Below are 25784 nucleotides of genomic sequence, written 5' to 3'. Positions count from 1 at the left end.
AGTCTGTATTTAGTCTGTTTTCAGCAAATTTCAAGTCGCTGTTGAGTTATTTATTCATCATCGCCTATATCGCCCGCATAGACCGAAGCCGCTCGTCTGCCTACCCGCGATTTGGCGGATACGCGCTTCTCGGCCTGTTTTTTCGTGCGCCTATTCACAGATTCCTCTTTACGTGCCATATGAGCGAGCTCCTTCTCCATTTTCTTGAAGTTGGCGAAGCGGCGCTGCTCCAGCGTTCCATCCGCAATCGCCTGCTTGACCGCACAGCCCTCTTCCCTTTCATGACGGCAATCTTGAAAACGACAGCTGGCAGCCAGCTCTCCAATATCGGAAAAGGTAGTATCCATCCCCTCATCCGACTCCCATAATTGCAGCTCCCGCATACCTGGCGTGTCAACGATAATCGCGCCGCTCGGCGTCACAAACATTTCGCGGTGCGTCGTCGTATGCCGCCCTCTGGCGTCGCTTTCGCGAATGTCCTGGACGCGCTGCTTCTCGGCATCTGCCAGCCAGTTAAGCAGCGTTGATTTGCCAACACCGGAGGAGCCGGTTATCGCAATCGTCTGCCCGGGGAGCAAGTACTCGGATAGCGCCTCCCGCCCCTGATTTTCAAAAGCACTCACGGCATGGACGGGAACGCCGGGAGCTACCCCCTCCACCAGTGCAGCATAATGATCCGGGTCATCGCAAAGATCGGCCTTGGTCAACAGCACAACCGGCCTCGCCCCGCTTTCCCAGACAGCGAGCAAGTAACGCTCTATTTTCCGCAAATTAAAATCCTGATTCAAGGCGTTCGTTATAAAAACATAATCCAGATTGGCGCTGATCACCTGCACATCGACCCGCTGTCCCGCCTCCTTGCGCACCATCGCTGAGCGGCGAGGCAGCAGCGCATGAATAACGGCCCTCGCTTCACCGGGAAGCGGCTGCACCAGCACCCAATCCCCTACCGCTGGAAAATCACCGCGATTGACCGCTTCAAACTCGAACTTTCCGGTGACAACGGCCGCCTGCTCGCCTGCCTCCGTCACAATTCGGTACTGATGCGAAAATTGTGCTACTACACGTGCTGCCACCAGCGGTACACCTCCTGCTCCTGCCCCTGCTCCTGCTCCTGCTCCTGCTCCTGCCCTTGCTCTTGCACGCTGCAGCTCCGCTTCCCAATGCTCATTCCAGCCATAGGCTTGCAGCAGCGTTTTTTGTTTCTGTGTATCCGGTTGTTGCTTGATTTCTTGATTTTCTGGTTTCAATGTCAAATCGTATTCCTCCGTTTGTCGAATGATTATTTATTTAGGTACAACAAAAAAAGACCACAGCATGATCCTGCGGTCTTTTTCTCGCACAGCGATGCTGGGGAGCAGCATCCGTATGCACAAGCGCAAAGGGCTGTCTGTCTCCACCTTTCGGCGGCCAGAGCCCCTTTCGCATGAAAAAAAGTCCGCAAGACACCAACCTGGTCTCCTGCGGACACAAAAAAGCTTCAAAAGCAGCCCTGCTGCGCCTTGCCCAGCATAAGCCTAATGCTCTATCCGTCTTCTTAGCTTAAGTCCGTAGAGACCGACGCCATAACAACCAATCCTCTGCTCATTGTGCTCATATAACATCAGCCTCCTTCTTCAAATTAGTTCCAGTATAGACTTGGATGACCAGCCAGTCAAGCCGGGCAGCTGCCTTTTTATTGCTACTTTAATTAGAGACGTAGTAGAATAAAGCTTAAAAACGTGCCTTAGGCACGAAGGAGAATGGGAATGGACTTGACGACAACTGGGAAACTAAAAGTATACATGGCGGGCTTTGAGGTGTTCCGCACCGATGCTGTGGAGCTGGGCAAGCAAATGAAGGAGCTGTGCGAAGCATACGGCTTTGAAGGCATTTTCCCACTGGATAAAGATATTAAGCCTTCACCGACAAAATGGGAGACGGCGCAGGCGATATTCGCTGGCAACGTCAAGCTTGTGCAGAAGGCTGATGTCATCATCGCCAACTTGAACCCTTTTCGCGGGCATGAGCCGGATTCCGGCACTGTATTTGAGTGCGGGCTTGGCTACGCGATGAATAAGAAGCTGTACGGCTTCGTCAGCGATAAGCGCACACAGGCAGAGAAGCTGCTGCCGGGCATCAATTCGCAAACCGGACTGTATCAGGATGGCATGCAGGTAGAAAACTTCGAGCTGCCAACCAACCTCATGCTGTCCGTCCCGCTTACGATTGTTGAAGGCGGGCTTGAGGATGCGTTGAAGCAGGCACGTCAGGACCTTTTGTAAATCAAACGGCTCAGGCACGCTGCTGCTTGGAGGCTAATAAAAAACAGCCGCTGTTCCCTTCCTTAAAAAGGGGACAGCGGCTGTTTTGGCTTTATTTTATAAATATAGAAGTGCGTTTGGACGCTGTTCGATCTTACTTCCCGTAGTAGCTTTTCAAAGCTTCAATTATGCCGAGCGGGTTTTTGCGCAGGTCTTTGGCACTGAAATAAATATCGCCCTTCACCTCAGGATGCTTCGTATTGTATTTCAGCTGCTTGATCAGTTCCTCCGAGGTTTGCCACCCTGTTTCTTTCGTTCCCAGCTTGTAGGCGGCATGGCCGATATAAAGATCGACACCCGTGTTCGCCACTTGGGCTGCCCACCAATCTACCACTTTATCGTAACGCGCTGCGGAGAGGGACATGCTCCAATACACTTGAGGAGCGACATAATCGATCCAGCCCTGCTTGACCCATTTGCGCACATCAGCCGACATGCTGTCGTAGGCAGTGACTCCAGCATTCGTATCGGAGCCGTTCGCATCCTGCGATTTGTTGCGCCATACACCGAATGGGCTGATGCCAAAATCAACCGTCGGCCTGACGCTATGAATCGACTCGTCGAGCTGCCTTACGAATTCATCAATGTTGCTGCGTCTCCATTCCGCCTTGGTCGCCAGCTTCTTGCTGTTATAGGCCTTGAATGTGGCATCATCGCTCAGCGTAATGTTGGACGGATAAAAATAATCGTCCAAATGCACGCCATCGATATCGTAATTGTTCACAACTTCCATAATGACATCAATCACATGCTGGCGTGCGGCCGGAACGCCCGGATTAATGAGCAGCTGCGAGCCGGAGGTCAGCACCCAGTCGGGATGCTCCACCGCTACATGATTGGAAGCGAGCTTGCTCGTATCTGTATCCGTATTCGCCCGGAATGGATTGAACCAGGCATGGAACGTCATGCCGCGGCGATGCGTCTCATCCAGCATAAATTGCAGCGGATCGTAGGTAGGCGCTACTCCTTGCTTGCCCGTAAGCACCTTCGACCAAGGGACAAGCGATGATGGGTAAAGCGCATCAGCCGATGGACGAACCTGTACGAATACGGCATTCATCCCCATCGCCTGCACATCATCGAGCAATGCTTTAAATTCCTTCTCTTGCACAGCCTGTTTTCCATAGGAAGCCGTTGAAGGAAAGTCCAAATTGTAGATCGTCGATACCCAAACTCCTCTTAGCTCGGTGCCCGCAGCGGGAGTCGGTACGACTACCGGCGGCATCGGCTCTGTTGTAGCAGCAGGAGTTGGGGCCGGTGTAGAAGTTGGTATCGGAGTCGCCGTTGGACTCGGCTTCGCGGTAGCCGAGGGTGTTGGAGCAGGCGTTGCGGCCGGGCTCGCTGGCGTGCTTGGTACCGGACTAACGGTATCCTTGTACAAATTAACGACCTTGGCTTCATTATCCCATCTCACAGCAACGCCCAGCTGATTGCTGACAAAACGAAGCGGTACCATGACACGGCCGCTCACGGTCTGAACCGTCGCATCGAGCGTAATGACGCTGCCGTTCACGAATGCGCTATTTTGCCCCGAAACCATCGTAATAATCGTATCATCCTGACTAATCGTTACTTGCTTAGCCGCCTGCGACCATCTCACCTGTGCGCCCAGACTTTCGCTAATGACGCGCAGCGGCACCATCGTTACGTTCAAATCCTCCCGCAAATACGGCGGGACATCGCTGCTTACCACTTTGCCATCCAGTACAATTTGAATCGTCGGCGCTGCCGCAGCTTGTACAGAAGCTGGCGCTACGCCTGCCGGGATCATCAATATAAATAATAAGAGGAGCAGAAGCGCCCGTTTGAATCTCATTTCCTTAAAACCTCCAGATTTTTTAGTCATTTTTTCCTCTGATATGCTGAAAATATAGACGCTTCCTACTAAGATGAAGTTGCGTTTTACGGTAAAAAAGCAAGCCGACGGTATAGACCGCTTAATCGATAACGGCGATTTTGTAGCCGCCTTCTTTGTTTTTTTGGAAGGTGTAGGTCATTGCGCTGTTCTCTTCGAAACCTGCCTCCGACCATAAATTGACCTTTACAACTACATTGATATTGCCAGAGTCAAAGTAAGTGACATCTCCGATTCCCGTAAAATAATATTGGTAATAGCTCAAATAAAACTGAAACGGCTCCGCATGCGCCTGATCAAGAAAGGTGCTGTTAAATGCCTTCTGATCCTGCTTCAGCAGCGCCTCCAAATTCGCGTGCAGCGCTTCCGCCATCCCTTGCTCCTTCAGCTCGGATTGAGCCGCTTCCCAATCAATGTCCATCCCCGGTTCAAAATCGGCGAGCGTGTTGGCGGATGCATCAGCCGTTTCACTCGGGCTTGAACCCGCGGAAGACTCTGGCTCCAGCGCCGAACCAGCTTCCGGCACTTGCGTCGCTTCAGCTTCAGGTGATGCCGTGTTGGCGGATGCCGCTGTATCGGACTGCGGCGCATTCTCGGCTGCGGAGCAGCCTGTGAGCAGCAGAATACAAACAGCTGCTGCCTGCACTATTTTCAGAACCATTAGAAACCAACCCCTTCTCTCATTCCATCTACTCCTATGATCTAAACGCCAAAATCAGGAAAATAGTTTCGAGCTGCTGTTAGGCGATTCGGTACTATAAAAAGTGAGTACTAGTTCGCTGGCAAATAGGAGAATATAATGAGGCGTATACTTCCAGAGAAAGGCAAGTGAACGCTATGCTGCGTATAAACATGATAAGAATGGGCTTCCTGATGGGCATTGCATTGCTGCTTGCGGCTATTTTCTATTTATTCGCTGCGAATTGGAGCGGACTCAGCAGCTCTCACAAAATGCTGACCTCCGGCGGATTCGTTTTATTTTTCTATGTGCTGTCTTTCGGCTTCTCCCGGAGCAAGCTTCCGCTTGGCTTGTCCGCTTTTCTAAGCGGCATCCTCCTCATCGCAGGCTGCATCGCCTTTGGAGCAGCCGCAGCGCTTGCTGACCAAATATATAATCTGCATCAGCCTCCTTACGTCATTTGTCTCATTTCAACTCTGCCGAGCCTGCTGCTCGCTTGGATAACGCGATACAAGCCGCTATATGTGCTGACTTATATACTGGCGCATTTCACGCTGTATTTTTTATTCGATTATCGTTTGTTTACTCCTAATGTGGAGATGAACACCCTGCTGGCCGATTCCACTTTTGTGGCGTTCAATCTAGCTCTGTTCCTGCTGGCACAGACTAAGCGGCTTGCTTCTGAAATCGTTCGTCTGGCAAGCTTTGTAATGCTGCATATTTCGCTGCTCAACCTCGCTGGCGCCTTTGACCATGCCGGCCTATCGCTCTTCATGAATGTTTTGGATATCGCCGTCATTGCGACCTGCTTCTATTACTTCATGCGCATACGGCTTGATAAAACGATGCTGACTCTTACCGCACTCGCTGCATCCGCTTATACGGTAGCAAAATTCATCCGTTTCTCGCTGGAAACCGAGTCCGTCTTCCGTTTCGTGCTAGGCATCTTGTTCGTTATCGTGCTGCTTACGGCAAATGTGCTGTTTTTCCGCTATATGAACAAGTTAGGCAATAAAACCACTGCCGAGAGAACGACAGAGGGGGTTAAAGAGTCTGCTTCGGAAGCTGCTCAGCAGCCCGTGAATACTACAGCAGAAAAGACCACTGACCACCATCTGCTGGGCAGCATCGTCTCAACAGTTATTACGATTGTGGGCATCATCATCGGCAGCATTTCTGTTATTGGCCTTGTCGTGCTGCTAACGGATGAGAACGGGCCGCTGAAGACGCAATATGCCCTATATGCCTTATCGCTGCTGTTCATCGTACCGATGCTATTGCTGCCACGCGTAAATGCGGTCGTTCGCTACACGGTGTTTACGGTTGGCTTCGCCATGGGACTCGTGTCCATCGCCTGGATCGAGAAAGCGCCGCTGAGCGTCATTTTCTTGGCTATTGCCGTCATCAGCTGGCTTCGCCTCCAAGGACGGATGCAGCATTTGATCACCTATATGCTGATGAATATTGCCGCTGCGATTGTGCTTTATCAGCTATTCCAAAACATGCACGATGCTTATTCGATCATTATCATTTCCTTGACCGTGCTAAATGCAGTGGTATACGGCAGCTCATTCGCTGGTTTGAGTGGCGAGCGGCGCGCCCATATGAGGGAGGGCAGCCTGCTGTTCAGCTATATTTTTCTCTTATGGATGACATCGCTGGACCCGGTATTTGCTTATTCAGTAGTCCTGTTCAATGTGTTGGCCTTCATTCTGCTGACGGCTGCGGTATTCCTGTTCATCAAGCGTGAGCAAACGCTGGAAACAGCGGGAAGCTTCTTCTTCTGGCTCCTCTTTCTCACAATCAAATATTACGATTATTTGTGGACGCTGCTGAACAAATCGGTCACGCTTGCGCTGCTTGGCATTGTCGCACTCGGACTGTCCTATTGGTTCGCCAGCCGCCTGTTGAAGAGTGGGGGCCACTATGAGGGAAGCGATAAACCCGGATTTTTCATTGGAAAAAGGGTTTGGCTCATCGCCATAGTCGTGCTGCTACAGCTAGGCTTCATCGGCTATGAGACAGCTGCCAATGAGCGGATACCTAGCGCTGATAACGATGCGACAGCCCTTGCCGCTCCGGCCAACGATGCGGTTGGCACCGCCACTATTTCCGCCGCACGGTCTAGTGATAGCAACGCTGGCTGATCATAGCCGCATCGGCTAGCAATTCCAGCAAGCAGTTTAATTCTATGCCTATGCGATTACAAATAGCGCCAAGCCTGCCGGCTTGGCGCTATTTCTTTATTTGCCACGCGATCGTGGTTATCTGGAGACAGGGCGGAACACCCGGCGCTTGTTCATTCTATCGGACACGAGATCCACTATTTGAAGAAAAGTGGAACAAAATCTGCTTGAGAGGACTACAAATCAGTTATTTCACCGAAACGGCGTATAAAGAAGAGGAAAACAACAAAATAAGGTCATTGGTGTCCGTGAAAATCCCAAAATCGTTATTTTCCCGAAAATAACGGCTCTGGTGTCCGCCAGCAGCGGGAATACGACAGAATCATTCGGATTCGTATTCAGATTCGCATTCGCATTCGGATTCGCATTCGTGGCACACTGGTACCGCGACTCCGCTCGGCTACGGCTTCATTTTCCCTTCCTCTTGCTCGCTCCCAAGGACTGAAGCTGGCATGGATGCGTCGCACTCCACGCGATTCGCAAGCGGGAAACGGTTAATAACGAGCTCGCCCATGCCCCGCGTTATTTTCACCTCAGCGGTTTCCTCTGGTTGAAGAAACACGAGCATCGCCTGAATCGCAACATGAGGATCGACGGTATCGCCACAGGTGTAGCAGTCAAGCGCAGCAAAGCCCTTCTCGGGATACGTATGGATCGACATATGGCTTTCCGACAGCATGACGAGCACTGTCGCCCCCTGCGGCTCGAACTGCTCCGCTTGTACGGATAAAATCGTCGCGCCACTCGCCTCTGCTGCTTGTACCATCTGCTGACTCAAAAGATCAGCGGCGTTCAAATGCTCGAATGCAATGCCCCAAGCGTCCATTGCGACATGGCGGCCATACGTTGAATATTCCATCTTCAGCACTCCCTCAGCAGCCTATTTTCTTGGTGTTTATAAAGGTCAGGACGTCGGTCATAAAAAGGAGCGACCATACCCTGCTCCCGGTTTGTGCGCAGCATGGAAAAATCCAACTCGGCCATCACGAACATGTCCTGATTCAGCTCGCCCGTCTCCAATATGCCATCCTCGGCAAAAGGAACATCGCAGGGCGTGAACAGCCCCGCCTGGCAATAGCCGCGGTCGACCTGCGGACGATCCTCGCCCAGCTCCCCAACGATACCGCTGAGCACAACGAACAGCTGGTTTTCAATCGCCCGCGCCTGCGCGCAAAGGCGCACCCTGTAATAGCCGAAGGAGGTGTCCGTATAAGACGGACATAACAGCAGCTCCGCGCCTTGATCGGCAGCAAGCCTAGCCAGCTCGGGAAACTCGATATCGTAGCAGGTCAGCATCGCCAGCTTGCCCCAGCTTGTTTCCACAATATTGAGGCTGTTCCCTGCCGCCAGCGGCCAGCGTGTCTGCTCCTCAGGCGTGAGATGCAGCTTGCATTGCGTCTCTATCCGTCCATCCGGGAAGAACAGGAAGGCTTTATTGTAAAACTTCCCGTCTTCCTTGCAAATATGGGTGCCGCCCAAAATCATCAAGCCCTGCTCGCGGCTGTTTTTTTGCATCAAGGCCATATAATCCTCGGTATAGCTGTCTAAGTAACGGCAGGCTGCCTCATGATCCATTTCCTCCGTAAAGCCCAGCAAATGTGCGGTCATGTATTCGGGAAACACGATAAGATCCGCGCCCCGTCCTGCGGCCTCTTGGATGGTAGCCGTGATTTTTTGCCAAAATGCTTCCTCGGCCGTAATGCCCGTCAAGCTATATTGCACAGCTGCAACCAAAAATGGCCTCATAAGCGCCTCCTATGCTACGAATGAATTTGCAAGGAATAGATATCCGTCCTGCGATCGCGGAACGTCAGCACATCCTTGGACTTGCGGTAGCGCTGCAAAATTTCCATGTCGACTTCGACCATGATAATCGTCTCTGTATTTTCACTGCACTCTCCGGCAATGCCGTCGCGCGGGAATGAGGAATCAGCTGGCGTATATACACCAGACTGCGCATATTGAATATCGACATTGTCCACATGCGTCAAATTGCCGACCGTTCCCGAGGTGACTGTAAACACCTGATTTTCGATCGCCCGCGCCTGCGCGCAATATTTAACCCGTAGGAAAGTCTGGCGATCCTCCGCACAGAAAGGGATAAAAATCAGCTGCGCACCGGCTTCCGCCACTGCGCGCGACAGCTCGGGATATTCAATGTCGCTGCTCAGCTGAATGGAAATTTTGCCGCAGTCGGTATCGAATACCTCCAGCCGGTCTCCGCCGTTAATGCCCCACCATTTGCGCTCATTTGGCGAAATATGCAGCTTGTACTGCTGCTCGATCGTCCCATCGCGGCGGAATAAATGCCCCACATTGTATATGCGATTATTTCGCTCCACAAAATGCGAGCCGCCGATAATATTTACATTGTATTTAACGGCAAGCTCCGTAAACAGCTCCACGTATTCCGCTGTGAATGTCGTCAGCTTGCGCACCGCAAGGCTGGGCGACCGATCATCGAGGAAAGAGAGCAGCTGCATCGTCACATTTTCAGGAAACACGACAAAATCTGATTTGTAATCGGCCGCTACATCGACGTAATGCTCGCACTGTGTCGCAAACTCCTCGAAGGAGTCGATTTTTTTCATCATATATTGCACGACGCAAATGCGCACCGGAAACGAGAGCTTATAATGGATTTTGCTGCTGCTCGGCTTGTAGTCGATATTGTTCCATTCCAGCAAGGAGGCATAGCTCATCGAATCGTCATCATCGGGCAAATAGTTCGTCAAAATCCGCTTGAGCGTAAAGCCGTTCATCATTTGGAACGTCAGCACCGAATCATAAATGTTCTGCTGCAGCACTTCCTCCGCATATTCCCGCGGCGTCAGCTTGTCGCTGTATTTGTGATAGCCGGGAATACGCCCCCCGACGATAATGCTTTTTAAATTAAGCTTCTCGGCCAGCCGCTTGCGCGCTTCATACAGCCGTCTGCCGATTTTCATCCTCCGGTACTCGGGGTGCACCATAACCTCCATCCCATACAGGCTCTCGCCACGCGCGTTATGGTTGCGGATAAAGCCTTTATCCGTAATTTCCGAATACGTATGCTGCTCCAAATAGTCATCAAAGTTGACGATGAGGCTGGAGCAGGAGCCAATAATTTCGCCATCCAGCTCCACGCAAATTTGCCCTTCTGGAAAAATGCGAAGATGGCTTTCAAGCTGAACTTTTTTCCATGGGGCCATATTAGGAAAGCAAATGAGCTGCAGAGCAATAATCTGGTCGATATCTGCCGTTTCTATATTGCGGATGATCATCTTCTTCTCAAATTGAGCAATCGGATCGGCTGTCATAGAACGCCTCATTTCATTATTTGTCCTTAGTATACGTTTGAAAGTTTATAGCTGTATTAGAGTACGGTAAATGCTTTGTAAACTTCGTAATATTAGCATTGCCGTTTTTTTCGAAAATATGGAGCTTGGTTTCAATATCGGCCGTGAAATGAGAAAAAGCCCGACGCACAGGCTGCTTTCCCCACAAGGGAACGCTTTCTGCGCGCCGGGCTTTCGCCACGGCAACTCGGTATGGTGTAATGGAAGGCTAGGCAGTCGATTCCAGTCCGGCCGCCTTACCCCTTAGTCGATTTTAATAACGCGACCCTTGTCATCCACAATAAACTTCGCTTTTCTGACTGTATCCTCTTTGACCATGCGTACGGAACGCACCGCCGGATCGGAATGATCCAGCTCCGTCTTCCAGCCAGCTGTGTTCACCAAAGCCAGCACCTGCTCGAAATCCATATCCTTGTAGCCAAAAAAGCCGCTCTGTCCCGCCCACTCCTTGAGCAGCACCGTTAGTTTATGATTCAGCTTGTCTTCTACCGTCGTATGAACGATTTTTTTTCTAGCCATTGTTCATTTCTCCTCTATTTGACCACGAATAAGTTGGTGCGTTACGCCTTAATTTCGAGCAGTTCGTATTTAATGATGCCCATTGGCGCGTTCACGCTAATAATGCTGCCTACTTCTTTGCCCATCAGCTCTTTGCCGAGCGGGCTTTCGTAGGATATTTTATTGCTTGCAACATCAGCCTCTTCTGTGCCGACGATTTTGTATTCCAGCTTTTCCGCGAACTCCACATCGTTCAAAATCACGGTGAAGCCAATGTTGACCCGGCTCGTATCCAATGCTTCCACATCAATGACGCGGGCCTTCTTGAGCATTTTTTCCAAAATAATAATCCGGGTTTCCATGAAAGACTGGTCGTTTTTAGCTGAATGGTATTCGCTGTTTTCCTTCAAATCGCCGTAGCTGATTGCCAGCTTGATCCGGGCTGCGAGCTCCTTGCGCTTCACATATTTGAGATCGTCAAGCTCCGCTTCCAACTGGGCAAGCCCCTCTTGCGTTAATATAATTTCTTCTCTATCTTTCGACATCATAACAGCTCCTGTCCAGCATTCTATTGTTCATTCTAACCTAATTTGCGTCAAGTTGCGAAGACTGCCTTTCATTTATCGCTGGTTCCGGCTGTCGCCAGCCTTTGGTGGCGCGGTGCGTTTCAGTCCGAGAAATATAAGCCTAGAATAAGTGTGAAACTTATAAATGCCTATATTTTAGAAAAAGCACTTCCTGCCGCCTGTAAAAAAGCAGTCGGAAATGCCCGTATGCCTTGCTGCTGTATGCCTGCTATGCTCTATCTCGCCGCGCTTTCCTGCGGTACTTGATCCTTGGACGCCTTGATCTGCTTGCTGCGAAGCTGTCCGCAGGCTGCGTCAATATCCGTGCCATGCTCCAGACGCACGCTGCAGCTAAGGCCATTTTTCTTAATCGTATCATAGAACGCCCGGATCGACTCCGGCTCGCTGCGCTGATATTGGCTATGCTCATCGACTGGATTGTACGGAATGAGGTTTACATTCACAAGTGACCCTCTATCTGCAATCAGCTCGACCAATTCAAGCGCATGCTCCACCTGATCATTCATATCCTTGAGCAAAATATATTCGAGCGTAATTCTCCGCTTCGTCTTCGCCAAATAATAATCGATCGCTTCCATCAGCTTCTCAATCGGCAATGCGCGATTGATCTTCATAATGCGCGTGCGCAGCTCATTATTCGGCGCATGCAGCGAAATCGCCAGATTAACGCCAAGATCGTTGTCGGCGAAATCCATAATCTTCTTCGTCAAACCGCTTGTCGACACGGTAATATGCCGCGGGCCAATCGCCAGCCCCTTATGATCCTTGATCACTTGCAGAAAATCGACTAAATTCGTATAGTTGTCGAACGGTTCGCCAATGCCCATTACGACCAGATGGCTGACGCGGTCGCCCTGCTGCTCCTTATCCAGATACAGCTGCGCCTTCATCACCTGCTCAACGATTTCTCCGCTCGTCAGGTCGCGGCTCTTCGCCAGCAGTCCGCTCGCACAGAAGCTGCAGCCGATGTTGCAGCCTACCTGCGTCGTCACACAGACGGATAAGCCAAACTTATGCCGCATCAGCACCGTCTCAATCAGATTGCCGTCGCTAAGCTTGAACAGAAATTTGCGCGTTCCATCAGCCGACTCCTGAAGCGTGTGCTCTGCCAGCGTCTGGATTGCAAAATGCTCTTCGAGCACCTTCAAGCATTCCGGATTTACGTCCGTCATTTCCTCGAAGGACGTGACCCGTTTCCGGTACAAATATTCCCACACCTGCGTCGTGCGGAACTTCTTATGTCCAAACTCCAGCAGCCAGGCGGTTAGCTGCTCAAAGGTTAATCCATAAATGGATGGTTTCATCATGATTGTTCCTCTTTCCACTGCATTGAACGACCGATCCGTTCTTCTTTATCATTATTGTCCCAAAAATACTACCCGAACACAAGGGGCATGGAGAAAATGGCTCCGTGGCGGCCGTAGGTAAAGATTACTTTATAGTAATATGGGTACTTTAAAGTACGTACTGTTTATTTCGGGTGTAAGGGTGCATAATTACAGTTGTCAGCCAGCAACGAGCTAAACGCTGCAAATGACATTGCGGCTCAAGTATACATTTTATTTTTCAGGAGGAGAGTTCATTCATGACAGCACAACATTTGCAGGATACGGTCACGCTTCATAACGGCGTCAAAATGCCTTGGTTCGGACTTGGCGTATTTAAAGTAGAAGACGGCGAGGAAGTCGTCAGTTCGGTTAAAGCCGCGATCAAAAATGGCTACCGCAGCATCGATACCGCAGCCGTATATCAGAACGAGGAAGGCGTGGGCCAAGCAATCAAAGAAGCGATGGAACAGTACGGGGTTGCCCGTGAGGAACTATTCATTACTTCCAAAGTATGGAATTCCGATCTTGGCTATGAGACGGCAATTGCCGCATATGAGACTAGCCTTGCAAAGCTTGGACTAGCGTATTTGGACCTTTATTTAATCCACTGGCCTAAGCCGGGCAGATATAAGGAAGCTTGGCGTGCGCTCGAAACCTTGTATAAAGAAGGCCGCGTGAAAGCAATCGGCGTCAGCAACTTCCATGTCCATCATCTGCAAGATGTGCTGGATGGCGCAGAAATTGTGCCGATGGTCAATCAGATTGAGCTTCACCCCCGCCTGACGCAGCAAGAGATCAGAAGCTTCGCAAGCGAGCACGGTATCGTTATTGAAGCTTGGTCACCGCTCATGCAGGGAAAATTGCTCGATGAGCCTGTGCTGAAAGCCATTGCGGACAAGCATGGCAAATCGACGGCTCAAGTCATTTTGCGTTGGGATTTACAAAATGGCATCATCACCATCCCTAAATCGATTAAAGAAAATCGGATTATCGAAAATGCCGCCATCTTCGACTTCGAGCTTTCCGCAGAAGAAATGGCACAAATCGACGGCTTGAATCAAAATGTGCGCGTAGGTTCAGATCCAGACAACTTCAATTTCTAATCTACTTAAAAAATGGTATAGATGACCGCGCGAGGCGGTGCGAGCTGCCTTTGGGCCATTAAGGAGGGGAATAGTCCCCTCCTTTTTTGCTGCCCCTATTTTCCAATGAAAACGAAAATATATTTCAAATCGACAAATAGCGACGAACTGTCTAAAATGAGGTTAGATGTTTGCAGCGCATGCAGATCAGATGAATCCGGAAGGGGCAGAGAGGCCTTGAGTCTGTCGGAAGTATTAGTTTCACTGGGTGCTTACTTGCTCCCGATGCTTTTATTTTTCTATATGGGTCTGGATGTGCTGTACCGCAACCCGAAGAAGATCGAGCATCAGCTCGTCAGCCTTATTATCGCTTGTTATTTTATTTTGTTTATGGAGGAGTATGTTCGGTTTCTGCTTCCCATTGAATACAGCCCAGCTCTTACAGCGTTGTGGTTTTCTAACGTTGGCATCGCCATACCTGGAATTGGCGTACATTTCATCTCCAAATTTTCCGGCATGGACAAGCGGCTTCCGCGTTGGATTTATCCCTATATTTTCTACATCCCACTGCTGATTATTCCCTTCAACATTTTTAGTAGCCAAAAATACATTTCCTCCCAAGATTTCGTTCAAGTTGGCATTTGGAAATATCCCGTATACAATTTCCCTTATTTCGCCGCCATGACGGGCAGCATTCTGATTGCCATTGTCTATCTGGTTTTTCTATTGCTTGGTCAAGCCCGGGTTAGAGCTTCTCAGGATCGCGAACGTGAGCCTATTTATCGGCTTATGATTGCCGGCACCATTATTACGATGCTTTGGGTTGGTTTCTTTGGCTATTTCCAATTCGAAAATACACTGCCCCCTTACTCTTATTTATACGGCGGTCTTGTCTGGTGCTTTATGCTGCGGCTCGCTATGCAGAGGTTTGAGTTTCTCAATTGCAATAAACAGCGATATGAGCGACTATTCAATTTAAATCCAGCCGCGATTTTGCTCGTTGAGAGCTCCGGTAACATTAAGGAAGCCAATCCAAGTGCAAAGCAGCTGTTTGACCATTTGCAGCTGGAGCATACTGGACTGGATGCGCTAGCTAGTGCCGAGCTGAAAAAACGGCTCAGAAGCCAGCTGGAAATTAAAGAGCTGGAGACGAAAATTCATAATGGAGAAAGAGAACTCACGGTGCTGATTGATGGGGATTATATAACGGTAGATAATGAACCGCATGTCATTCTTATTTTCCGCAATATTACGCTGATCAAGGAGCATCAGGAGCAGATTGCCTTTCTCGCCTACCATGATGCGCTGACCGAATTGCCAAACCGCCGCTTCTTCTATGAAAGGCTGGCGGCAGCTATTGCGGAAGCTGCGCGGAAGGAGCATCAGCTCGCTGTCGTGCTGATTGACCTGGATGAATTTAAAGAAACGAATGACCGCTTCGGGCATGATGCAGGCGATGCTTTGCTGCGGCATACGGCTGGGCTCATTAAAGAAAGTGTCGGTGGTCAAGGCATGGCAGCTAGGCTGGGAGGCGACGAATTCGTCCTATTTATCAGCCCGCTCCCTGCCACCGATTGCGTCCACGAGATTATTCCTGAAATAGAGGAACGTTTTGCAAGCCGAGCGCTGAGCTATGGCAATGAGCAGTTGTTCGCGAAGCTCAGTATGGGGATCAGTATTTATCCGCAGGACGGACTAGATGGGGATTCCTTGCTGAACCGTGCAGATAAAGCAATGTACAAGCTTAAGCGCGAACGCAAGCTGCGGAAGCACAATATGGACCAGCTCCCGCAGTCGCAGTCGACTCTTTAGCTGTTAAATCGAAGCAACGAAGGGCTTCAAGCGCTCCAGCTGGCGCAGATGATGGCGGAAATGCATTTCTACGAGCAAGAACCATTCCTTAGCGTTCATCTCGCCAAAACCCGGATGCGGAACCGTCTGATGCTCAGGTGCCTGTGCAACCGCTGGCTCCAGCTCCTTCATGCGGTGAAGCACCTCTGCCATTCCTTGGATCAGCTCTTCTTTGCTGCTAGGCTGAATGGGTGTATATCCCGGAAAAGGATCAACGTGAACGCGAATTGGCGGCAAGCTGCCTTCGGCATAAATGGCGTTTTTCCTTTCCTTCATTTCCTTTATTTCCTTCATTTCACTAGTTGAATCACCAGGGCTATCGGAAGCTGGCGACTCCCCGCTCAAGCATTGCTCAGCAGAACTAAGCTGCATGTATAGCGCACTGTTGATTAGATGGACATAAACTTGACCGATCGACCATTCAGCTTCAGCCGGCTTTTTCTGCAGCTGTTCGAGCGTGAACAAGTCCAGCTCCCGTTCATATTGCTCCTTCAATGGTTCAAATTGCTTCAAAGATTGCAGCGTATTTATCAATTTGCACAGCCCCTTTAAGTAAGATAGCCCCAGTATAAGAAAAAGCTACTGACATCAGTATGTCAGTAGCTTTTTCAGTAGCTTTCCAAGATTTTAGCAGCTTCCTCCCGAACCTGATGGCGCAGTGATTCCGGCTCCAGCACAACGACGCCTGAACCCCAGCCAAGTATCCAATGCAGCAGCTCCTCCTGCACACGAACAAGAAAATTCACGTACAAGCCGTCCTCGTTCTCCTCAAATGATTCCATATAAAAGTTATTTTGTTCCTTCACTTTATCCGCTATAGAGGGATTTACCCGTATACGCACAGGCAGCTTGCGGTCATTTTCGGGTACATAAGCATGCAGATCAAAGTCCTGTGGCCGTCTGAAGCGCTCATCCAGCAAAGCAAGCTGCTCCATGCGCGACAAGCGGAAATGGCGCAGCGATGCCCTTAGCTCGCAATGGGCCAGCAGCAGCCAATTGCCCTGCGAAAGCACGAGTCCATATGGCGAGACTGTCCGAGTGCTATGCCGGGTTCCGTCCTCATCAGCATATATTTTCTTATAATGGAGACGTATTTTACGCTGTTCTAGTATTGCGGTGCGCAAAAGATTGATTTTCTGTTTATCCAATCCGCCCGCAAGCGGATCATAGGGTGCCAGCAGCTTGATGGCTGCACTGGTGCGGTCCGCTTCCTCACGGACACGCTCCGGCAATATAGCCTCGATCTTCCCGCGAGCGACTCTCGCCTTCGACGTATATCCCTCATCGAACTGCTGCTCGACAAAAACCGTACCAATCAATAAGGTCACGGCTTCCTCCACGGTAAAGCTAATAGGCGGCAGAAAATAACCCTCCATGAGCGAATAGCCGACACCCGGCTCTCCGATAATCGGGACACCGGATTCACTGAGCGCCTGCATATCTCGATAAATCGTGCGAACGCTCGTCTCAAATACCGCAGCCAAATCCTCGGCGCGCATCATGCCTTTACGCTGGAGCTCCAGTAAAATCGCTAACAATCGCTCTGTTTTATTCATAAAGCCAGCTTGTCCTCATCGTAGACCCTCCTATTTTCATATTGGACGAAACCAGTTGCCGATTTTATACGCTCTTTACAAGTCTATTAAAAGCTCTTTATAAGCTCTTGAGCTGCTCTTTATACTCCGTCGGGCTGCATCCTGCATATTCCTTGAACACTTTGGAAAAATAGTGCTGGTCGCTGAACGATAGCACATCGGACAGCTCTTTAATTTTCATCTCCGGCTTCGTTTCCAGCAGCCGGCACGCCTCCTTGATTTTCAAATTCAAGTAGTAGTGGACGAAGGTTTTCTCCGCATATTTCTTCATAATTCGGCTGATATAGGAGGGACTGACATGAAATCGCTGCGCAAGATCGGCAATGGACACATGCGAATACATGTTCATCTGCACGTACTCGTCAATTTGCTGAAACAGCTCGGAGCCGCTTTTGCGATTTTGATTTTGCAGCTGCTCAAAGCATTGCTCGGTCCAGAGCAGCAGCTGCTCGGTAAAGTGTGCAAAGCTGTCCAACTCCAGCAGCTTATTCGCCTGTTCCGTCAGCTTGAGCCTATTCCACGGGTCCTGCTCAGAGAGGGAGCTGCCGAAAGCCTCGGTCAGCAGCACCAGAAAGCGCTCCAGCTCAGCCAGCCGAACGTTGCTGCTCTGCCACTTTTGCAGCTGCTCTGCCAGCTTTAAGGCGAAGCGCTCCTTCTGGCGCTGGCGAATCATGTCCACGAAGCTGTTCGAGAGCAGCTCCGTCATCGCAGAATCAGCGCCAAGCGGCAGCGCCGAATAGCCTTTATCCAGCAGCAGCGGGCCCGTGATAGATAGCTGTTCCTTCATAAGCCGCGACATTTGCTGATAAAACTCCGCCAAGCGGCCGTCTGGGATTGCTTGCAGTTGGCCGCATAGCGAGGCATATAAGCCTTCCTTCAGCAAGCCGCTGCGCGCCGCCTCCATGCATTCATAAGCGGAAGGGTATTTATCCTTTACCGAAAGATTAACGAGGACAAAAAACTGATAGGGCTGCTGCGTTGGAAAAACCCAACAGTCATGCGGAGCAAAAACCTCCGTCAAGCCGGCTTGCAGCACGCTCAGCTTCCATTGCTCCTTATTCGGCGAGAAGGGCTGCTTATGGATGAGAAAAGGCGCTTTCGTCTGTTCCCGAAATTCCGGACCCAGCCTAAGCTCTGCATGAAAATCGGGATCAACGATATCTTTGAAGCTCCCGGCCTCCCCCGATTGCTGCTCTTTCAGTTGGACAATGATCCGCTCCATAACCTCTTGCAGCTGATGGCGCTCAACAGGCTTGAGCAAGTAGTCGAACACCTGCAAATTCAGCGCTTTGCGCGTATATTCAAAATCGTTGTAGCCGCTGATCAGCACAACCTTGAGCTGCGGATGAAGCAGCTTCGCCTGCTCGATAAGCGCCAGCCCATCCATTTTCGGCATCCGAATGTCCGTAAGCAATATGTCGATGCGATGCTGCCGCATAGCTGCCAGCGCTTCCTCGCCATTCGCCGCTGTTGCGGCAATATGAATGGGCAGCTCGGTTGCTTGCAGCAGCGCTTTAATATTGCGAAGGATCGGCTTGCTGTCTTCTGCAATTAAAGCCTGGTACATCGCTTATCCCTCCTCATCAGTAAAAATCCTTCGTCAGTGATGCAATAATTTGAATCGTTGCGCCTTTGCCCGTTTCTGCATTGTTGTAAACATTGAAAAAAAGGCGGTTTTTGTACATCAGCTTGAGCCGGTTGACCGTATTCACCATGCCCATATTGCCAATGCCCGTGCTGTTCATTTTCAGCTCAAGCGCTCCCGAATCGGAATCATCAATGTTCCCGAGTATTTCTTTGATTTTATCGTCGGCGAGCCCTTCGCCATTATCGCTAATCTCAATCGCCCACAATCCGTTATACAGCTTGAAGCGAATCGATATTCGCCAAGGCGGGTCTGTATTTTCGAATGCATGCTCAATGCAGTTTTCAACAAACGGCTGAATGACGAGCCGCGGAAGCTGGATCAAGCCCGTCAAATCATCATCAGCTTCAATGTCCCACTCCAAATCATCCTCGTATTTCTGCTGGACGAGCGATAAATAATTGCGCGTATATGCCAGCTCGTCCGACAGCGATACATGCTGATAGGGAGAGGATACAACATAACGCAGGCTGTCCGACAGCTGCTTGCACATATCCTGAACGACCTGATCCTTGCCCTCCTGGGCAGCAATACTAATCAAATACAGCACATTATGGATAAAATGAGGCGCGATTTGCGCTTGCAGCGCGGAATTGCGCGCTTTAATTTCCTCATGCAGCGCCAGCTTCTCGCGCTCAATCGATTGCTGCAGCCGCTCCAGCAGCTCCTGAAACGACTCATTGAGCAAAATCAGCTCATTATTATGCGAGCGGCTGTCCACCTTCACATTCATATTGCTGTAATTGACACGCAAAATTTGATTGCGCAGCTTGCGAATCGGCAGCAATAAATTTTTGGCGGAAAAATAAATGTAAAAAAAGGAAAACAGCATCAGCGAAGTAATGAGCAGGATGGAAATGTTGCTGATCGAGCTGACGGGGCCGAGCACCGCTTGTTTTGGCGTGACAATATAGGTCGTCCAATCGGAGCTGCTGGATTTGTAATACGTAATGTAGTTTTGTTGATGATCCATATACATGCCGCTTGCTCCCGACCGCGGCTCCAGCGTAGACAGCAGTTTGTCGACCTCTGCATTTTGCGAGCTTGAGATGAGCTGACCGTCCTGCGCCAAAACAAATACCTCGCTGTCTGCCAGCCCCTCCGCCGGCATTTGCAAATAAGCTTGATCCAGCTGGATCGACAAATAACCGAAAATTTCACCATTTTGATTGATAATCGGGCGAATAAACGAGACTTTTCCTGCCTCCTCCCGATTGAGCAAATAGCCGCTTCTGCTCCAAATCGCTGAAGTTTCGCTGTCTGCCAGCAGCGGCTTTAAAGAAGGCGGCGTTCGGTCGTAGCCTATATAGGAGACCAATGCAGAGCCTTCGAGGTTGTAAATAATCATATCCTGAATGTTCAAGCTTGGCCCAATCGCCTGAAACATAATATCCTTCAGCTTGCGGCTGCGGGACAATCCTTCAAACGTTTGGGAAGCGGCGTCATCGGCCAGCAAAATATAAACATCTTTATTGGACAAAATACGTTGGGATAGCTGATTTTGGCTATCGATATAAATATCGAGCTGATCGCTGACCTTCTCTGCTGACATCAGCTTTTCATTTTCGGTCTTCTCTTTAAGCGGTTGTATAACGACGAGGTTGACATAGACCAGAAAGCTGCCAAGCACGATAAGCAGCAGCACAACGAACGTTAGAAAAAACTTGGTCTGTAGACTCGCCTGGAATTGGTTTTTACCGAACTTGCGATTCATGATAGCCAGCCCTATTCCTCCTTGAACCTTTTAATGCTCCTACTGTACCATTTGCAGATATCGACGGACAAGCGGTGAATGGCTCAGAGTGGACGGTTCAGAATATTACACATGAAAGGTAAATGCCAAACATGTACCTATCTGGCTCTAAAGTCTATAATCGAACCTGTAACCGCATTCAGAATGATTCACATACATTTCAATACGGGGGGATATAAAAATGAATCACAAGATGAAAAAAGCTGCAACGGGCGTCATCGCAAGCTTACTGGCTTTGTCACTGGCGGCATGCGGATCAAACAGCAATAGCCCAGCAGGTACAGCAACCAACGGAGGAAGCGGCAGCAGCGGCGGTAAAGTAACGCTGGAGCTAGCCATCTCCAAGAGCTCGCAGGACTCCGCTTTTGTAGCGCAAGACCTTCTTGATGCTTTTGAAAAAGAGACAAACATTAAAGTTAATCTTCAACTGCTTCCAGCTGAGCAGACAGCAACCGTGCTGCAAACGAAGCTGGCGGTTGATGAAACTCCAGATATTATCCAGTACAACCTGGCAAGCGCCGTAACCGACCTGAACTTGGAGCGCAACTTTGAAATTTTGGATAGCGAGCCATGGGTTGGCCGTCTGTTGAACAAAGATGTGCTGTCCGCTAATGATCATGTATACAGCTTCCATGTCAGCCAAGACACAGGCATGCAAGGCGTTGTGTACAACAAGGATATGTTCAAGGAGCTGAACCTGTCGATTCCGACAACCTTCGAGGAATTCCTTGCGGTATGCGAAGCGATTAAAGCAAGCGGCGTAACACCGGTATTCATGCCGTTCAAGGATAATTGGGCAGCCAACATCTGGCCAGCAGCCGCATTCGCAGATTATGCAGCGAAAAATGACCCAACGTTGTTCGATGATCTGAACAGCAATAAGAAAAAATGGACAGACATCCCTGAGTTCGCAACTTTGCTGGACCAGCAGTACCAAGTATTCAAAAAAGGCTACACGAATCCTGATATTTTGAGCGACAGCTACGATATGGCCGTTGGTAAATTTCTGGACAAAGAAGTGGCTATGATGTTCATGGGCGACTGGCTGATCGAGAACGTAGCGGAAAAAGATCCTAGCATCCACCTTGGACTGTTCGCGATTCCTTCTTCCAAAGATGCAAGCCTTGGCGCAAGCCCGCTTGGTGGACAGCTGTTCATTCCTAAAAAAGCGAAGCATATGGCTGAAGCTAAAAAATTCCTTGAGTTCATCGCTTCCAAAGAGCAGGCACAAAAAATTGTTGATTCACAGGGCTATGTTTCCAACTTCAACGATGTGACGACTCCTAAGCTGCCTGACTACAAGCAGGAAATCGTAGATAACTACATTACACCGAAGAAAACCGTTCTGACTACAGATGCGCATATGCTGGTAGACCGCAGTGAGCTGTACAGAAACCTGCAGGATCAGTTTGCTGGTGCCAAAACACCGGAAGAAGTATTGTCTGCTTGGAACGACAAGTTTGCACAATTGATGAAAGATAAAGGCGTTGCCGGATTTTAATTGATAGAACACTAGGCAGAATAAGGTCCTTCAGGGCTTTATTCTGCCCAAGCTGTTATGGAGCGTGATTACAGATGAAGACAAAAAGCTTGTATCCTTATTATCTAATATGGCCGGCCCTGCTCGTTTATTGTGTATTTTTCGTATTGCCTGCCCTCATCGGCTTGTTTTACTCCTTTACGGACTGGCGGCTTGACCGCGAAACGCTTAAATTTATCGGTTGGGACAATTTCAAACAGATTTTTTCCGACAAGACGCTTATTTTAGCCCTGAAAAATACTTTTATTTTCGCGATTGTTACGGTTATCGGAAAAAACGTGCTTGGTATCGCCTTAGCCATTGGCCTCAACATGCGACTGAAATCCAAAAATCTGCTGCGCGCGATTTTTTATTCGCCGTCGATTTTGAGCGTTCTCGTTATCAGTATTGTGTTCACGCCAATGCTGCGTACAGATGGCACCATCAATAAATTTCTGGAAGCCATCGGCCTAGGTGTCTTTGGCCAATCGTGGCTGACCAATCCATCCATTGTAATCTGGACCGTTGCCCTGGTGTCGATCTGGCAGCATACCGGCTTCCAGATGGCGATTTATTTGGCCGGACTCCAGTCTATTTCCAAAGAATATTATGAAGCAGCGACGATTGACGGAGCAGGCGTGTGGAGCACGTTCAGCAAAATTACGCTCCCGTTATTGCTGCCCGCTATCAATATCAATCTCATGCTGACGCTCATTGGCGGCTTGAAGGTATTTTCTGAAGTATTCGTCCTTACAGGCGGCGGACCGGGGAACGCTTCCCAGGTTGTCGGAACGATTATTCTCCGCGCCTTCGGAGAAGGCAACTGGGGCATGGGTACAGCGATCAATACGCTGCTGTTCGCGGCGGTTACCGTTATTTCCATTCCACTGCTGATCTTCATGCGTCGTAAGGAGGTTGCTGAATAATGAGCTACACACGCAAACTTGCGCTTCGCAACTATATTGTCGAAATTTTTCTGCTGATCGCTTCCCTGATCATTATTGTGCCGTTGCTCATGATGATTTTCGGTTCCTTCATGACCAGCTCCGAGGTGCTGCGCTTTAAGCTCGCGCTTCCGGACAAGTGGATGTTCTCCAACTATACGCAGGTTTTTAAAGAAGGCGGCCTCGGCCGTGCCTTCCTGAATGGCCTGCTGATTACTGGCGTATCTTCCATCGTCAACATTATTACCTCTTCAGCCGCTGCTTTCATTCTGGTGCGAAGAGAATCAAAGCTGTCGAGCTTCCTGTATATGTTTTTCTTTATGGGACTTATTGCTCCGATGTCGATTATTACGACGATTCGTGTCGTACAATGGCTGGGCTTCTATGGCAGCATTACGAGTGTTATTTTCATTTACGCCGCTTTGAACGTCGCGTTCAGCGTGTTCCTGTATAGCGGCTTTATCAAATCGATACCGAGAGCTCTCGATGAAGTAGCTTTCCTGGAAGGCGCGAGCATGCTTGCTGTATTCTTCCGCATTATTACACCCCTCATCGTTCCGGTGAACGCGACTGTGGCGATTATGGTGTTTATGTCGGTATGGAATGATATTACGATTCCGCTTTATTTCCTCACCGACAGCTCCGACTGGACGATGCCGCTATCCGTTTACAATTTCTACGGCAAATACAGCCGGGACTGGAACCTGATCTTCGCCGATCTCGTTATGACTTCGCTCCCTGTGCTTGTGCTTTACCTGTTCGCACAGAAATACATCGTCAGCGGCCTTACAGCTGGCGCGGTCAAAGGTTGACCGCCACACTCCCCCCAAGCCCTCGCGCCGGATTGCCATCTCCTGCGCGGGGGCTTTTTTCACTAAAAAATAATAATACAATAATAATACTATCTTACTTAATTGATTTAACTTATAATTTGGGAAACAATATTGCGTCTCTCCACGTTCTATTGACCCCAAATAGATTGCAACAGGATGTGCACCTCATGCTTTTTAATTCACCCGTTTTTATTTTCGGTTTTTTGCCTCTCGTGTTTGGAAGCTACTTCTTTTTCTCATCGATTGCTTCCCCCTCCATCTCAAGGTCATGGTTAGCAGTCTGCTCGATCTTCTTCTACGGCTGGTGGAATCCTGGATACCTGCCTATTCTATTTCTCTCGATGCTGGTCAATTTTTTTCTAGGTAAATTTTTAACTACTCATAAAAGCAAGCCCGTCCTCATCCTTGGTATTCTCTTTAATCTAGGCTTGCTAGCCTATTTCAAATACGCCAATTTTCTACTTTCCAATATTAATCTCGCCTTCTCTTCCAATTTAACGCTGCTTGATGTCGCTTTGCCTCTGGCTATCAGCTTCTTCACCTTTCAGCAAATCACCTTTATTGTTGATTGTTATAAAAACAAGGTGAAAAATTACAGCATTATGAATTACGCTTTATTCGTCACGTTTTTTCCGCATCTAATTGCGGGTCCCATCGTCCATCATAAAATCATGATGCCCCAGTTCCAAAACGAACACAATCACAAAATAAATTACGAAAATATTTCCCGAGGTCTGTTTATCTTCTCTATTGGCTTATTCAAAAAGGTCATATTAGCGGATCAATTTGCAACAACGGTAGGCAGCGGCATGGGCTACCTCGATACCATTGACTTTTTCGATGCGTGGGCCTTCATTTTATCCTTCACGTTCCAGCTGTACTTTGACTTTAGCGGCTATTCGGATATGGCAATTGGGTTGGCCCTGCTTTTCAACATTAAGCTGCCCATCAATTTCGATTCGCCATATAAAGCGACCCAATTTCAAGACATGGCCTCTCGCTGGCATATTACCTTAACCCGTTTTCTTTATGAATATGTGTACTCTCCAATGAACCGTTACTTTACTAGAAAAGTAATACCTAGATGGGGGATTCGGCTCTCCTCGACTACGCAAGTCAATCTTAGCTTATTGATTTTGTTCTTGTTGAGCGGCATTTGGCATGGGGCGGGTTGGAACTTCGTCGTATGGGGGCTGCTTGTAGGACTTGGAATCGTCATCTATCGAACATGGAGCAAATTTAAGATTAAACTTCCAACTTTTCTCGCTTGGCTGCTTACCTTCGGCTATTTAAACCTGACTTTAGTTTTCTTTAAACTGGAGAACTTTCAGCAAGCCCGGCAGCTCTTCAAAGCCTTATTTGGTTTTCAGGGCTTCACGTTACCGATTAAACTGCCAGATCTGCTATCTCCTCTTGCTTCCTACGGGATTCGGTTTGTTCCTACCCCTATCAATCAGGATTGGAAATATGCAGCCTTGATCGGGGCAGGCTTTATAATTGTATTATGCTTTAAAAATAGCTCAGAGAAAATGGCAGCCTTTAAGCCTAATTTTTTTCATGCTCTCTTCTTCATCCTAATTCTCGTATATGCTCTATTAAATCTAACCAAAATATCTGAATTCCTATACTTCAAATTTTAAGGTGAATGCTATGAAAAATAATAGACGATGGACGTTATCCACTTTGACCGCAACCGCCCTGCTGCTGCTTCTAGCAGCCTTCATCAATTATTGGATTGATCCGTATGGGCTATACCATTTTACAGGGGAAAGCTATAATTACCGCAAA

Annotated in this window: 21 protein-coding genes; 8 read left to right on the top strand and 13 right to left on the bottom strand. The window is 49.1% G+C overall.

Features of this window, described 5'->3' with window-relative positions; translation table 11 throughout:
• Window positions 1-50 precede the first annotated feature (50 nt).
• Entirely contained in the window at window positions 51-1250 is a 1200-nt protein-coding gene (gene rsgA / locus AC50X8_RS18815) for a ribosome small subunit-dependent GTPase A (RefSeq protein ID WP_494881096.1), read from the bottom strand.
• Between the two features lie 498 nt (window positions 1251-1748).
• Between rsgA and AC50X8_RS18810 the strand changes: the two genes are divergently transcribed.
• Entirely contained in the window at window positions 1749-2264 is a 516-nt protein-coding gene (locus AC50X8_RS18810) for a nucleoside 2-deoxyribosyltransferase (RefSeq protein WP_494880880.1), read from the top strand.
• 133 nt (window positions 2265-2397) lie between these two features.
• On the opposite strand, the gene AC50X8_RS18805 is transcribed toward AC50X8_RS18810, so the two are convergent.
• Both AC50X8_RS18805 and AC50X8_RS18800 read right to left on the bottom strand, forming a co-directional pair.
• Window positions 2398-4119, bottom strand: coding sequence for a family 10 glycosylhydrolase (locus AC50X8_RS18805; protein WP_494861277.1), 1722 nt, complete (start codon window positions 4117-4119; stop codon window positions 2398-2400).
• A 121-nt stretch (window positions 4120-4240) separates the two neighbouring features.
• A complete protein-coding gene (locus tag AC50X8_RS18800; protein WP_056036392.1) occupies window positions 4241-4819 on the bottom strand; it encodes a prolipoprotein diacylglyceryl transferase in 579 nt (192 codons plus the stop codon).
• Between the two features lie 176 nt (window positions 4820-4995).
• On the opposite strand from AC50X8_RS18800, the gene AC50X8_RS18795 reads away from it, so the two are divergent.
• Complete coding sequence (locus tag AC50X8_RS18795) at window positions 4996-6984, top strand: DUF2157 domain-containing protein (RefSeq protein ID WP_494881094.1); 1989 nt, start codon at window positions 4996-4998, stop codon at window positions 6982-6984.
• Window positions 6985-7423: 439 nt separating this feature from the next.
• Here the strand turns inward: AC50X8_RS18795 and speD are convergent, their stop codons facing one another.
• The 6 genes from speD to rlmN form a co-directional block, all read right to left on the bottom strand.
• Window positions 7424-7882: an adenosylmethionine decarboxylase gene (gene speD, locus AC50X8_RS18790; protein WP_494880878.1), complete on the bottom strand. Its 459-nt coding sequence runs from the start codon at window positions 7880-7882 to the stop codon at window positions 7424-7426.
• 2 nt (window positions 7883-7884) lie between these two features.
• Complete coding sequence (locus AC50X8_RS18785) at window positions 7885-8769, bottom strand: carbon-nitrogen hydrolase family protein (RefSeq protein WP_494880876.1); 885 nt, start codon at window positions 8767-8769, stop codon at window positions 7885-7887.
• A gap of 14 nt (window positions 8770-8783) precedes the next feature.
• The gene (locus AC50X8_RS18780; RefSeq protein ID WP_056036386.1) at window positions 8784-10322 is read right to left on the bottom strand and encodes a bifunctional GNAT family N-acetyltransferase/carbon-nitrogen hydrolase family protein; all 1539 of its coding nucleotides are present in this window, start codon (window positions 10320-10322) and stop codon (window positions 8784-8786) included.
• Between the two features lie 282 nt (window positions 10323-10604).
• Entirely contained in the window at window positions 10605-10880 is a 276-nt protein-coding gene (locus AC50X8_RS18775; RefSeq protein ID WP_099517995.1) for a hypothetical protein, read from the bottom strand.
• Window positions 10881-10921: 41 nt separating this feature from the next.
• The gene (greA, locus tag AC50X8_RS18770) at window positions 10922-11404 is read right to left on the bottom strand and encodes a transcription elongation factor GreA (protein WP_046232757.1); all 483 of its coding nucleotides are present in this window, start codon (window positions 11402-11404) and stop codon (window positions 10922-10924) included.
• Window positions 11405-11661: 257 nt separating this feature from the next.
• The gene (gene rlmN, locus AC50X8_RS18765) at window positions 11662-12753 is read right to left on the bottom strand and encodes a dual-specificity RNA methyltransferase RlmN (protein WP_494861289.1); all 1092 of its coding nucleotides are present in this window, start codon (window positions 12751-12753) and stop codon (window positions 11662-11664) included.
• Window positions 12754-13031: 278 nt separating this feature from the next.
• On the opposite strand from rlmN, the gene AC50X8_RS18760 reads away from it, so the two are divergent.
• Together AC50X8_RS18760 and AC50X8_RS18755 are read left to right on the top strand one after the other, a co-directional pair.
• Window positions 13032-13877 (top strand): aldo/keto reductase, encoded by an 846-nt coding sequence (locus AC50X8_RS18760; RefSeq protein ID WP_056036381.1) that lies wholly within the window; start codon window positions 13032-13034, stop codon window positions 13875-13877.
• 216 nt (window positions 13878-14093) lie between these two features.
• On the top strand, window positions 14094-15668 hold the full coding sequence (locus tag AC50X8_RS18755) for a diguanylate cyclase domain-containing protein (RefSeq protein WP_494861293.1): 1575 nt from the start codon (window positions 14094-14096) through the stop codon (window positions 15666-15668).
• A gap of 3 nt (window positions 15669-15671) precedes the next feature.
• On the opposite strand, the gene AC50X8_RS18750 is transcribed toward AC50X8_RS18755, so the two are convergent.
• The 4 genes from AC50X8_RS18750 to AC50X8_RS18735 form a co-directional block, all read right to left on the bottom strand.
• Window positions 15672-16238 carry a DinB family protein gene (locus AC50X8_RS18750; protein WP_056037032.1) on the bottom strand — a complete coding sequence of 189 codons (567 nt, stop codon included), beginning with the start codon at window positions 16236-16238 and terminating at the stop codon, window positions 15672-15674.
• 77 nt (window positions 16239-16315) lie between these two features.
• The gene (locus AC50X8_RS18745) at window positions 16316-17263 is read right to left on the bottom strand and encodes a helix-turn-helix transcriptional regulator (protein ID WP_056036377.1); all 948 of its coding nucleotides are present in this window, start codon (window positions 17261-17263) and stop codon (window positions 16316-16318) included.
• A gap of 97 nt (window positions 17264-17360) precedes the next feature.
• Complete coding sequence (locus AC50X8_RS18740; RefSeq protein WP_494880872.1) at window positions 17361-18869, bottom strand: response regulator; 1509 nt, start codon at window positions 18867-18869, stop codon at window positions 17361-17363.
• Between the two features lie 16 nt (window positions 18870-18885).
• Complete coding sequence (locus tag AC50X8_RS18735) at window positions 18886-20661, bottom strand: sensor histidine kinase (RefSeq protein WP_056036373.1); 1776 nt, start codon at window positions 20659-20661, stop codon at window positions 18886-18888.
• A 220-nt stretch (window positions 20662-20881) separates the two neighbouring features.
• Between AC50X8_RS18735 and AC50X8_RS18730 the strand changes: the two genes are divergently transcribed.
• From AC50X8_RS18730 to AC50X8_RS18715, 4 genes are all read left to right on the top strand, one after another.
• Window positions 20882-22201 carry an ABC transporter substrate-binding protein gene (locus AC50X8_RS18730; protein WP_494880870.1) on the top strand — a complete coding sequence of 440 codons (1320 nt, stop codon included), beginning with the start codon at window positions 20882-20884 and terminating at the stop codon, window positions 22199-22201.
• 74 nt (window positions 22202-22275) lie between these two features.
• Window positions 22276-23145 (top strand): carbohydrate ABC transporter permease, encoded by an 870-nt coding sequence (locus AC50X8_RS18725; RefSeq protein ID WP_056036369.1) that lies wholly within the window; start codon window positions 22276-22278, stop codon window positions 23143-23145.
• Window positions 23145-23975 carry a carbohydrate ABC transporter permease gene (locus AC50X8_RS18720; RefSeq protein ID WP_099517988.1) on the top strand — a complete coding sequence of 277 codons (831 nt, stop codon included), beginning with the start codon at window positions 23145-23147 and terminating at the stop codon, window positions 23973-23975. The genes AC50X8_RS18725 and AC50X8_RS18720 overlap by 1 nt, the downstream gene beginning before the upstream one ends.
• On the top strand, window positions 23972-25636 hold the full coding sequence (locus AC50X8_RS18715) for an MBOAT family O-acyltransferase (protein WP_494880867.1): 1665 nt from the start codon (window positions 23972-23974) through the stop codon (window positions 25634-25636). Before AC50X8_RS18720 ends, AC50X8_RS18715 begins: the two co-directional genes overlap by 4 nt.
• The last annotated feature ends 148 nt before the right edge of the window (window positions 25637-25784 follow it).

This window comes from Paenibacillus sp. JT22N15 (assembly GCF_059383755.1).
The sequence above is the reverse complement of the archived record's forward strand: the minus strand, read 5'-3'. Positions and strand labels throughout refer to the sequence as shown.

Bases quoted from the DNA above. Each gene is read 5' to 3' on its own strand.
- AC50X8_RS18810 (WP_494880880.1), top strand. From the start codon at position 1,749: ATGGACTTGACGACAACTGGGAAACTAAAAGTATACATGGCGGGCTTT.
- AC50X8_RS18805 (WP_494861277.1), bottom strand. From the start codon at position 4,119: ATGAGATTCAAACGGGCGCTTCTGCTCCTCTTATTATTTATATTGATG.
- AC50X8_RS18800 (WP_056036392.1), bottom strand. From the start codon at position 4,819: ATGGTTCTGAAAATAGTGCAGGCAGCAGCTGTTTGTATTCTGCTGCTC.
- AC50X8_RS18795 (WP_494881094.1), top strand. From the start codon at position 4,996: ATGCTGCGTATAAACATGATAAGAATGGGCTTCCTGATGGGCATTGCA.
- speD (WP_494880878.1), bottom strand. From the start codon at position 7,882: ATGGAATATTCAACGTATGGCCGCCATGTCGCAATGGACGCTTGGGGC.
- AC50X8_RS18785 (WP_494880876.1), bottom strand. From the start codon at position 8,769: ATGAGGCCATTTTTGGTTGCAGCTGTGCAATATAGCTTGACGGGCATT.
- AC50X8_RS18780 (WP_056036386.1), bottom strand. From the start codon at position 10,322: ATGACAGCCGATCCGATTGCTCAATTTGAGAAGAAGATGATCATCCGC.
- AC50X8_RS18775 (WP_099517995.1), bottom strand. From the start codon at position 10,880: ATGGCTAGAAAAAAAATCGTTCATACGACGGTAGAAGACAAGCTGAAT.
- greA (WP_046232757.1), bottom strand. From the start codon at position 11,404: ATGTCGAAAGATAGAGAAGAAATTATATTAACGCAAGAGGGGCTTGCC.
- rlmN (WP_494861289.1), bottom strand. From the start codon at position 12,753: ATGATGAAACCATCCATTTATGGATTAACCTTTGAGCAGCTAACCGCC.
- AC50X8_RS18760 (WP_056036381.1), top strand. From the start codon at position 13,032: ATGACAGCACAACATTTGCAGGATACGGTCACGCTTCATAACGGCGTC.
- AC50X8_RS18745 (WP_056036377.1), bottom strand. From the start codon at position 17,263: ATGAATAAAACAGAGCGATTGTTAGCGATTTTACTGGAGCTCCAGCGT.
- AC50X8_RS18740 (WP_494880872.1), bottom strand. From the start codon at position 18,869: ATGTACCAGGCTTTAATTGCAGAAGACAGCAAGCCGATCCTTCGCAAT.
- AC50X8_RS18735 (WP_056036373.1), bottom strand. From the start codon at position 20,661: ATGAATCGCAAGTTCGGTAAAAACCAATTCCAGGCGAGTCTACAGACC.
- AC50X8_RS18730 (WP_494880870.1), top strand. From the start codon at position 20,882: ATGAATCACAAGATGAAAAAAGCTGCAACGGGCGTCATCGCAAGCTTA.
- AC50X8_RS18725 (WP_056036369.1), top strand. From the start codon at position 22,276: ATGAAGACAAAAAGCTTGTATCCTTATTATCTAATATGGCCGGCCCTG.
- AC50X8_RS18720 (WP_099517988.1), top strand. From the start codon at position 23,145: ATGAGCTACACACGCAAACTTGCGCTTCGCAACTATATTGTCGAAATT.